This is a genomic window from Peptidiphaga sp. (genome assembly GCF_057238965.1).
Genome location: NZ_DBHHEV010000026.1, coordinates 1 through 10,151, shown reverse-complemented (window position 1 = coordinate 10,151; position 10,151 = coordinate 1). Strand labels below are relative to the sequence as shown.

The following is a 10,151-nucleotide window of genomic DNA, read 5'->3' as shown; positions in this document are numbered from 1 at the left end:
TGCAGGCATCAGCCCATTCCGGGGGCGAACCCCGTCAAGATCACCATGGCCATCCTCGCCATGACGGCGGGAACCGGACTCATCATGTGGCTCGCCGAGCTCATTACGGAGCGCGGCGTCGGCAACGGCATGTCGATCCTCATTTTCACAGGCATTTGCGCCAACTTCCCCGGAATGCTCCTCAACGTCGTCCGCTCCAACGCGGGATGGAAGGGAGCGATCGTCGTCCTCGCTGTCTTCCTGGCCATCACAGCGGTGGTCGTCTTCGTCGAGCAATGCCAGCGGCGCATCCCGGTGCAGTACGCCAAGCGCGTCGTCGGGCGGCGCATGATCGGCGGCTCCACCACGTACCTGCCCATCAAGATCAACATGGCCAACGTCATCCCGGTCATCTTCGCGTCCTCGCTGCTCATGCTTCCGCAGATGATCGCCTCCTTCGGCAATCAGAACTCCGACTGGGTCCAATTCATCCACTCCAATCTGACCAGGCAAGGCGTCTGGTACTACGGCCTGTACGCTCTGCTCATCTTCGGTTTCACCTTCTTCTACACGTCGATCACCTTCGACACCGAGGAGGTCGCAGACAACATGAAGCGCTACGGCGGCTTCATCCCGGGCGTGCGCGCCGGCCGACCCACCGCGGAGTACCTCAGTTACGTTTCGAAGCGCATCACCTGGGTGGGCGCCATCTATCTGACGGTCGTCGCCCTCATCCCGTCCGTCATGTTCTCCGAGATGGGCATATTCCAGGGGACGTTCGGCGGAACGTCGATCATGATTCTCGTCGGCGTCGGCTTGCAGACGGTCAAGGACATCAACGCCCAGCTTCAGCAGCGCCATTACGAAGGCTTCCTCCGTTGACGTTCGCCGGGGGTGCCGCCGATGGAACGCGACAGTTCGCAAAGGACAACAAAGAACGCAACTAAAGCAACGCAAGGGAGTGTCCCAATGTCCATACGCTTCGTCCTCGTCGGCCCCCCAGGCTCAGGCAAGGGAACGCAGGCGCGGGCCCTCACAGAGCGCTTCGGGGTCCCAGCCGTCTCAACGGGCGCGATCTTCAGGGCCCACACCCGAGCGGGCGACGAACTGGGCCGCTTGGCGGACTCGTACACCTCGCGCGGCGAGCTCGTGCCCGACGACGTCACCGATCGCATGGTCGCGGCCAGGCTGAGCGAGGAGGACGTGGCCCGCGGATTCCTCCTCGACGGCTATCCGCGCAACCTCCACCAAGTCCACGCCCTCGACGACATACTCGGAGGCTTGGGGACAGCCCTCGATTTCGTCTTGGAGATCACTGCCGACGACGACGTCGTCGTGCAACGGCTCCTTGGGCGGGCCGCCGATGAAGGCCGCAAGGACGACACCGAGGACGTCATCCGGCATCGGATCGCCCTCTACCATCAGACGACCGAGCCCCTCATAGCCGAGTATCGGGCGCGAAGGATCCTCCTGAGCGTCGACGGCATCGGCGAGGTCGACGAGGTGGCCGAGCGCATAGGGCGCGCCGTCGACTCCTTCCTCAGCTCCCGCGCCTGATGTCCCGTTCCTCTCGCTCCTTGGAATACAAGACGGACGGCCAGATCTGCAGCATGCGCAAGGCGGGCTTGGTCGTGGCAGCGATCCATGCGGCCCTGCGCGAAGAGGTCCGCGCCGGGGTGACGACGCGTCGCATGGACGAGCTCGCCCGCGAGGTCTTGGAGGCCCACGGGGCACGATCGAACTTCTACGGCTACTACGGCTATCCGGCCCAGATCTGCGTCTCAGTCAACGAGGAGATCGTTCATGGAATCCCGGGGGAGAGGGTGCTCGAGGCCGGAGACTTGGTGTCGTTCGACTGCGGCGCCGTCCTGGACGGCTGGCACGGCGACGCGGCCTTCTCTGTTGCGGTTCCTGGCAAGGACGCTCCGGCGCGTAGGCGCCTATGCGAAATTGCCGAGGCCTCCATGTGGCACGGCATCGCGGCCATGGCAACGGGCGGCCGCGTGGGCGACATCGGGCGAGCCATCGACGATTTCGTTGTGAGCCTTCCCGACCCGCCGGGCATCGTCGTCGATTACGTCGGCCACGGAATCGGATCGGCCATGCACATGCCGCCGGATGTGCCGAACTTCCGCTCTCGCGAGCGCGGGCCCCGGCTCAAGCCCGGGATGGTGCTCTGCATTGAGCCGATGTTGACGGCTGGAGACCAGGCCAACCGGGTGCTTGACGACGAATGGACCGTCGTCACTGCGGACGGCTCGGATGCTTGCCACTGGGAGCATGAGGTGGCCCTTCACGCGGGAGGCATCTGGGTTCTGACCGCGCCCGACGGCGGCGAGGCCGGCCTGAAGCCTTTCGGAATCGCGCCCGCTCCTCTCGACTGACCGGCTTGCAGGGGCTCGCAGGATAGAACTTTACGTGAAATCGGCGTCATTTCGCCGCTCGGGGAACGGTCCCCAAGCGGCGAGCTGAATCATCTCATAGGATAGGGGGAGTCAGCCCCGAGCCGATCGGCAGACATCACGGCTGGTTCGCTTTGAACTGTCGGTTTCGTCAAGATTTGCTAATCGCGGTAGGTTTTCAACCCGCGATGACACGCGAATGTGACGAAGATGGATGCGGATTCGGCGATTGAGGGGTATTCTATAATCCTAGAAACATCAGGGTTCCCTGGTGTAGCCACCATTAGATCTCGTACACGCACAAGATTCGGGAGGGATGATCAAGTGGCAATATTCAAACTCGACTCAGACAAATTCAATCAACAACTAGCAAGTCTCTCGGAGGGCGGCGACAAGTTCCAAGAGGCTCAAAAGAGCTTCAGGTCGGGCGTTCAGATAGAAGCGGGTCCCGGCGGCGGCGAACACTGGTCAGCCGTCGACGAGCTTGACCATTTCAAGACGCCCCTGCACGCGTCGTTCGTCGCCATCGACGATGAACTGAAGTCCACCTCGGAGAGGCAGCACGCGATCATCGCGAATCTGCGGGAGTCTCTCAAGTCATTCCAGTTCATCGATGACCAAGAGCGTCAAAGCTACATGGACCAGCTAGACGCCCTGGACTCGAAGTTCGAGTACATTGCTCCTCAAGGAATGCAGTCCATTACCCGGGCCTTTAAAGCAGGCGCGGCGGCAATGAAGAAAGTGGCATCTGCGAAGAAGGATGATGAATAATGGCGACTCCCAATGCTGACAGGCTCCACGGCATCGAGTCGTGGGATACGACGTCGATTGAGCAGGCGAACAGCCATTTGCACAACGTCAAGGGCAAACTCGAAGAGGTCGCGGGGATCAACGAGAGGGTTGCCGCCGACCTTGGCTTGGAGGGGACGACGGCCAAGTCGGTCCAAGCTGACCTCAGCAGCGTTGCCCGCGATCTGAAGGACCATTCCGATGGGATCGGCAAGCTGATCGAGGTTCGCGAGGAGGCCATGAAAGGCGGCGTCCAAGCAAAACAGGAAAGCGCAGAAATCCAGGCTCATCTGGGTGCTTTCAAGAAAGAATACTCAATTTACGAGAACCTGGATAAGCTTGGAGGCGTAGCCGGCGCCGGCGGAGCTGCTGTCCAAGCCCAAGCGAAAGAGCAGCTTGAAGCTGCCCACGCCGAGTTTGAGAAGCGGGCTAAGAAGGTTCTCAGCGAGCTGCAATCGCGCACCGAGGCGGCGATCTCAGGGCTCCCGTTCATCCACAAGCAAATGAAATCGTACGGATCGGCTGAGAAGGGCTTCCACGAAGGGCTGAAAAAGCGTACGCCGGGCATAGGAGACTCGGACGACGGAGACGGGCGCGTTCGGCGAGGCTCCTCCGGCGACGGTTCTCCCGGCGGCTATCAGCAGACCGGCCCCTCAAGGTCGGCGACGGCATGGCACACGTCGGGAGGCGACGCTTCTGTCGGCTCGGCCGGAAGCCACGCCGGTTCGACTGGGCATTCTTCCGTCCACCCCGTTTCCCCCGGTCAACGAGCAGACAGCTGGTCTCTGCAAAGTTCGCATTACACGCCCTCCTCGTCAGGATCCTTGATTTCTGGAGGGGGAGCCCATCCATCGGGCCTCCATTCTCCGGCGGTGCACAATCCGCTGGCCTCGGCCGCAGCCATCGGCGGGGGAGGCGCAGCGGTGGCTGGATACAAGGCCTATCAGGCTGCCCGCGCTGCGCGAACGGCCCAATCGATGCCGACTTCGCGTGCCTCTTCAATGAGGTCGGGGGCCACCATGCGCACTCCGACGACGTCCTCGACGAGTATCGTCAAGGGCGCGACGACGGCGGCCCGCGCGACGACGTCCGCGACGAGTCAGGGAAGGGCCGGCAGCGTCCGAGGCGGCGCCAGCGGTATTGCGCGTCCCGTGTCCGCTTCCTCCGCCCGTGGGTCGAGCATCATGAAAGGCGGCGCGACGACGGCTGCTCGTTCGGCCGCTTCGACGTCTTCCGGTCGCGGGTCGGGGATCATGAAGGGTGCGACGACGGCGGCTCGCACGACTTCGTCCGCGACGAGCCAGGGGACTGCAGGCAGTGCTCGAGGCGGTGCGACGTCAGCTCGCGGGGCGGGTTCGGCAACCGCCCGCGGGACTGGGGCTTCGGGGCGTGGTGCAGCATCCATGGCCGGACGCTCCGCTGGAGGTTCCTCTTCGGCCAAGGGCGTGAACGGAGCCCGCGGGGGAGCCGGTGCGTCCGCAGGGCGTTCCTCCTCGACTGCGGGGCGTGCCTCCGCCGTGGGGCGCACAGCTTCGTCGACGGCGAGCACGTCCTCACGCAGCGGCTCGGCCCGTCCGGGGATGACGCGGCCAGGAGCCTCCGCAGGGAGCAGGTCCGCCTCCACGTCGCGCGCCATATCGGGATTGACGGGCGGACGCGGAAAGGATCGCAAGGACAAGCGTCGGGAAGACCACCGCTCGATTGAAGAGACGCGGGTTACCCCTTACGAGACGGACAACACTGTGACCTTCCTTGAGGCCGGCCGACGTGAGGAGCCTCAGGAGGGCCAAGGCAAGCATCAAGGTTAGCCTCGGTCTAATCTGAAATTAAAGGTGTGGGGTGAGACCGGATCCGGTCTCACCCCACACCTTTGCGTTGTGCGCCGAGAACAGTCCCAGAGACAGCCCTGCTAATTCCCTGCCACCGGCGCTTCAAGCTTTTATCAGTAAGAGGCAACGCGACACAACGTGTCATCGGGGGCGGTATCTTGTGTCGGGGTCGTCTTGTACGGGGGTCGGCGCTTGAGGAGAGGTCGGGGGCGCGTTGTGGCCGTAGCCTGACGGCGGCGCGGCCTGGGCGTTGTTGTGCGGGTAGTGGGTTGGGTTTGTGGCCTGCTGATCGGGGACGTAAGGCTGTGCGTGTTGTGTCAAAGTCGAAGGAACGACAGGTGCCTGGCTGGGACCGGTGGTTGGAGCATGAGCTGCCCGTCGCCTGTGTCCGAGAAGGAACCAGATTCCTATGATGACTGCCAGAACGCCGCCGCCGACAAGCCCCCAGCCCCACGCAGGGAAGCTGTCTCCGCTATTGTTGCGCGAGGGCGGTTTTGCTCCGGTTCCATTGTTTGTTGCGGGGTTCGATGTGTGGGAAGCTGACGGCGACGATTGCGACGTCCCGCCGCTTTTCTCGGAAACGATTGTGAAACCTTGAACTGAATACTCCAGGCCTTTTATGACGACCTTATTTCCATCTATCTTCCCCACTGTGCTTTTCAGGACTTTTCCTGGCATTATAATTGTTGTTGTAGCATTAAGCTTACTCTCTGGATATTTTTTTATGTTTGAAGGGGTTACATGTATTTTATAGGTTGTCCCCTCGTCGATGAGTTTCATTTCGTCGGCTATCTGCTCGGTGGATGTGAGCCTGCATTTAATGTGCCCGCCCGGCGAAGTTATATCCTCCATCTTTCCATGTTTGATAAATTTCGCCAAGGGTTTGATGCCTGTGTGTAGGCCAGAGCAGGTTTGGTTGATTTTTCTCATTGTGTCTAGGTCGTCTTCGGCTATCATCTCCGTTTGTACACTGCCGTCGGCGTGCATCTCGATGGTGATGTCGGTGCGGCATGCGGATAGAAGGAAGGCCGTAAAGGCTATCAAAATGGCCTTGATGAGGGAAGTCTTTTTTGCGTGGACGGTCATGTCGAGTCTCCTTTGTTTCGAGAATCGGATGGCTTGCAGAGTTGCCGTACTGACCTCAGCTTAGCGCGCGCAGACTTGCAGCGCTTTGTATGTGTGAAATCTCGGGACCAACTCTCTCAACCTTCTATCTGGAATGGCTTGTTGATCCGAGTCTCATCGGGGGCGGTATCTTGTGTCGGGGTCGTCTTGTACGGGGGTCGGCGCTTGAGGAGAGGTCGGGGGCGCGTTGTGGCCGTAGCCTGACGGCGGCGCGGCCTGGGCGTTGTTGTGCGGGTAGTGGGTTGGGTTTGTGGCCTGCTGATCGGGGACGTAAGGCTGTGCGTGTTGTGTCAAAGTCGAAGGAACGACAGGTGCCTGGCTGGGACCGGTGGTTGGAGCATGAGCTGCCCGTCGCCTGTGTCCGAGAAGGAACCAGATTCCTATGATGACTGCCAGAACGCCGCCGCCGACAAGCCCCCAGCCCCACGCAGGGAAGCCCTTTCCGCTCTCGCTCTGCGGCGGCTTCGGCTCATCTGAATCATTTGATGTTATATTAGGATTGTTGTTGATATTTGAAGTATTGGAGGACTTTTCTTTCTCTGAAACAATGGATATTCCCTTAAACCAAACGTTAGGGTCCTCGATGATCACCTTATTCCCTTCTACCTTCCCTATGTTTGTTTGAGTAACTTTGCCCGGCATGATAATTGTCATTTTTAGCTGAAACTTACTGAAGTCACCGTTGATTTTCCATTTTGGAACGTTAATGTAATATTTACCGGACTCCTCCTTCAAGGTCGTAGTTCCTTCCATTGGTTCAGTAGAGGTAACCTTACATTTAGTTTTTCCTCCCGGAGGGGTAAGGTTTTCTATTTTTGGATTTTTGATGAATCTAGCGTTTGCTTGAGCCATTATTTTCACGCTTTCGCATGTTCGCTTGAGTTCGGTCATATATCCTGTAGTATCCTCTACTTCAAACGATAAGACTGTGTTAGCATCAAGTCGGTAATCGATGGTTCCTTCGAGACGGCAACCGGTCAGTAAGAAGGTCGTAAAGGCTATCAAAATAGCTTTGATTAAGGAAGTCTTTTTCGCGTGGACAATCATGTCGAGTCTCCTCTGTTTTGAGAATCGGATGGCTTGCAGAATTGCCGTACTGACCTCAGCTTAGCGTGCAAGGGCTACCGCGCTTTGATTGCATGAAAGCTGGGAACCGTCTTCCTCGATCTTCTATCCGGAATGGCTCGTTGATCCGAGTCATGCTGGGGGCAGCTGGCGTCAGGGTCGCCTCGGATGTGGCCGGTGTTTGAGGAGTGTCCGAGGGCGGGTCGCATCCGTAGCCTGACGGCGACGTCGTCTCGCGTTTCAGTCCCGTTTGTGCGGACGGTCAGTAAAGCAGGAAAGGCTTCATGCCACCGTTCTGCACTGTGTTAAAAAGTGGGACACATTGCATTTTTGCGGTAGTGTAAGCAAAGTTAAACACATAGAGAACCATGTTTAGTGATCATAATGGATCTAAGTAAAGGCGGAACTAAGCGTCTTTGCCTTAGCCCTCCTAAGGCCTTGCGTCGAAGTGTTTTATGTTGTAGAGTGAGTGACGGGACGGCTAAACCTGCAGATATGGCGGTCATCACGTCGTCAAACCGGCCGGGCAGGGCTTTCGTTTTGCCGGGGGCGGCAGGTTGATCATATCGCCAAGCTCGCAGGAGCTGGCGTTTCATTGGGTTTGAAGGGGCTGCCGTCCCGTCAAACTTACGCTGACAGTCGTGTTCGGCCGACTTAACAGGGCTGCTGTCTTGTCGGGTCGTCGAAAGCGGTTGCGTTCTTATTGGCACAGTGGCGCTATGCGTGTTGTCGGGCCCAAATCGGCTTGGCTCTGCACGGCGTCGCTTCACGGACAGTATTCAATTCACGCAAGTTAACAAGGGTCGGTGCGCTGGCCGGCAGGGCGAGCGCGCATCATGGAGGGATTTGTCATGTCGTATGCAATGGTTTCAGGCGGCGATGCGCTTCCGTTGCCGGAGTACGTTGATTTTGACAGCGCGCTGGTGCAGCTGTCGCATGTCAATGAGGCGTTGCATCGATCGCAGATCATGGCCGGAAGTGTCAACCCGGATTCGATGACCGGGGAAATGGTCGAAGCATGGAAGCGGGAGGTTGAAAAGCTGACTGGCACAGTCCGGCGGGTCAGCGGGATGATTCACGCAGTGGTCCAGGCCATTGACTCTTACAAGTATCTTTACAGGCAGACCATTGCGGACGTCAAAGGAATGCAGGAGGAGTGGGATGGGGATATGCGGGCTTTCAAAGTCATCGACGTTTTGGGCGAAGGTGCAACCAAGGACGAGAGGAAGAGGCTGGAGGACAAGCAGTTCGAGCTGGCGGGCCGGTACAACCGGCGCATCGAGGAGTTGGACTCGGAGGCCGAGACGTTGTCGAAGAAGATCGAATCGATTCTTGGCGACCTCGCCCCCTCCGCTGGGAAAGTCGGGGCCGGGGCCGGGCGGCGTCCGGACCGCAACGATCTAGGCGTGGCCCTTTTCGGAGGAGGAGGAATTCTCGGTGCCCAGACGACGACGGCCAACGCCGAGGCCGACGCCGCTGACTTGTCCAGGCTCGTCTCCGACGTCGACGAGGACGGGGTTCCAACGAAGAAGGCGTTGGAAGAAATGAAGAAGAAGGGCTACCTTGACCGCCTCGGGACCGACCCCTACTTCTGCGCGGCCGTTGCTGCGAAGATCAACCCCAAACGGATGGCCGACCTGGGGCGCAAGATCGATGAAAAAGTCCGAATCGGGATGGTTGTGAATGGACCTTCTTCGACGCGGTTTGATCAGCTTGGCGGACGAGCTGAGGATCTTCAACGGCTGTATGGAGGTTTTGGTGCGTCGGTGATGGTTGCGACCGGTTCGGTGCCACGGGGGCTAGACGGGGAGGCGAAAGACACGTGGGAGACATGGAAGAGGTTTTCCGAGAACGGCGGGGTGTCTATGAAAGTCAAGTCGGGGACTGAGTCGATGGCCCAATGGAGGAAAGATTACCTCGAATCCATCAAAGCCGCCGGACGCGAAGGCTCCAAGGGAGCGCCTGGCATGTTTCACTTCAACAGGGACACGCGGGGCTATGTCCATTTGGGGCAGATGATTGGCATAGGTGCCAAGGCCCACCCGGAGCTGACGTTTTCCAACGAGTTTGTCAACGGCAAAGGCTCGGTCATGCACGACCTGCTCAAATGGGACCGCGAACAAGGAGCCGACTACCGCGCGTCCTACAAAGACAACGCATATGTTCAGATGGCGGCCAAATACGGAAACTTTTCCACTTTCGAGGGGCTGGGCTCGCGTGATCCCGTGGCGAATATGATGTATGGGATGGACGGGGACCCCAAGGTCAGCCGGGAGTTTCTTGCCAGCGAGGTCGACGTGCCCGGGAACAAGGATCCGAACGTGGCCCGTTATCTTGTCGGGTCCCGGTATGCTCTGTCGCACGGGGCCTCGGCGTATGTGGACCACGGCGAGCAGCTCGGACACATTGTGGACGAGGCGACCTCCGGCAAAGATGCCGTCCACGATCCACGCACCTTCACCGCCATCCGGGGCTACCTCCAAGGATATACTGAGGGTCTGCGCTCGGGTGGGATCAACGGCAGTGACCCCGGTCAGAGTCTGGGTGCCAAAGGCGAACCGCGCTTCGGGGCCGCCCACTACGGCCTGCGCTCATGGACAGGACAGATCCTCAAAGAATACACCGACGACCTCGCCCGGGAACTGACGAGCCCTTCAGGAGTCCAGTCCGGGGACGGGGCGGTCTACGACGTCAAAGACAAACGCTACCGGCTTGTTCTTCCGGCTTCGTTGGTTGACGACATGACACTCGCCAAGAGAGGGTTGTTTACTGATTTGGCTTTTGAGAATGGTGTGCGTGACACTCAAATCACCGGGTTGCATGGGCGTCCGCCGGCGTTGCTGGAGTTGGCGAACAAAGCGACCCAGGGCATGTACCGTGACGGAGTCGAGGCGTGGCGGGTGGACAGCAAGTATGGTCAGCATGTGGTTGGGCGTTATGGGGCGTTGTTGTCTCATTTGGA

Annotated in this window: 8 protein-coding genes; 6 read left to right on the top strand and 2 right to left on the bottom strand. The window is 59.4% G+C overall.

Annotated features, from left to right (window positions below):
- The 5 genes from secY to ACO48X_RS04675 all read left to right on the top strand — a co-directional run.
- The coding region (gene secY / locus ACO48X_RS04695) for a preprotein translocase subunit SecY (protein WP_485000978.1) at window positions 1-861 on the top strand (861 nt) is incomplete at its 5' end.
- A gap of 87 nt (window positions 862-948) precedes the next feature.
- On the top strand, window positions 949-1,536 hold the full coding sequence (locus tag ACO48X_RS04690) for an adenylate kinase (RefSeq protein ID WP_485000977.1): 588 nt from the start codon (window positions 949-951) through the stop codon (window positions 1,534-1,536).
- Window positions 1,536-2,363: a type I methionyl aminopeptidase gene (gene map / locus ACO48X_RS04685; RefSeq protein WP_485000976.1), complete on the top strand. Its 828-nt coding sequence runs from the start codon at window positions 1,536-1,538 to the stop codon at window positions 2,361-2,363. The genes ACO48X_RS04690 and map overlap by 1 nt, the downstream gene beginning before the upstream one ends.
- A gap of 342 nt (window positions 2,364-2,705) precedes the next feature.
- A complete protein-coding gene (locus ACO48X_RS04680; protein WP_485000975.1) occupies window positions 2,706-3,152 on the top strand; it encodes a hypothetical protein in 447 nt (148 codons plus the stop codon).
- Window positions 3,152-4,978 (top strand): TrbL/VirB6 family protein, encoded by a 1,827-nt coding sequence (locus ACO48X_RS04675; protein WP_485000974.1) that lies wholly within the window; start codon window positions 3,152-3,154, stop codon window positions 4,976-4,978. The genes ACO48X_RS04680 and ACO48X_RS04675 overlap by 1 nt, the downstream gene beginning before the upstream one ends.
- A gap of 162 nt (window positions 4,979-5,140) precedes the next feature.
- Here the strand turns inward: ACO48X_RS04675 and ACO48X_RS04670 are convergent, their stop codons facing one another.
- Together ACO48X_RS04670 and ACO48X_RS04665 are read right to left on the bottom strand one after the other, a co-directional pair.
- Window positions 5,141-6,085, bottom strand: coding sequence for an atherin (locus ACO48X_RS04670; protein WP_485000973.1), 945 nt, complete (start codon window positions 6,083-6,085; stop codon window positions 5,141-5,143).
- Window positions 6,086-6,238: 153 nt separating this feature from the next.
- The gene (locus tag ACO48X_RS04665) at window positions 6,239-7,171 is read right to left on the bottom strand and encodes an atherin (RefSeq protein WP_485000972.1); all 933 of its coding nucleotides are present in this window, start codon (window positions 7,169-7,171) and stop codon (window positions 6,239-6,241) included.
- Window positions 7,172-8,040: 869 nt separating this feature from the next.
- On the opposite strand from ACO48X_RS04665, the gene ACO48X_RS04660 reads away from it, so the two are divergent.
- Window positions 8,041-10,151 (top strand): hypothetical protein (locus ACO48X_RS04660; protein WP_485000971.1); only part of this gene is annotated, 2,111 nt, incomplete at its 3' end.

Bases quoted from the DNA above. Each gene is read 5' to 3' on its own strand.
- ACO48X_RS04670 (WP_485000973.1), bottom strand. From the start codon at position 6,085: ATGACCGTCCACGCAAAAAAGACTTCCCTCATCAAGGCCATTTTGATA.
- ACO48X_RS04675 (WP_485000974.1), top strand. From the start codon at position 3,152: ATGGCGACTCCCAATGCTGACAGGCTCCACGGCATCGAGTCGTGGGAT.
- map (WP_485000976.1), top strand. From the start codon at position 1,536: ATGTCCCGTTCCTCTCGCTCCTTGGAATACAAGACGGACGGCCAGATC.
- ACO48X_RS04690 (WP_485000977.1), top strand. From the start codon at position 949: ATGTCCATACGCTTCGTCCTCGTCGGCCCCCCAGGCTCAGGCAAGGGA.
- ACO48X_RS04665 (WP_485000972.1), bottom strand. From the start codon at position 7,171: ATGATTGTCCACGCGAAAAAGACTTCCTTAATCAAAGCTATTTTGATA.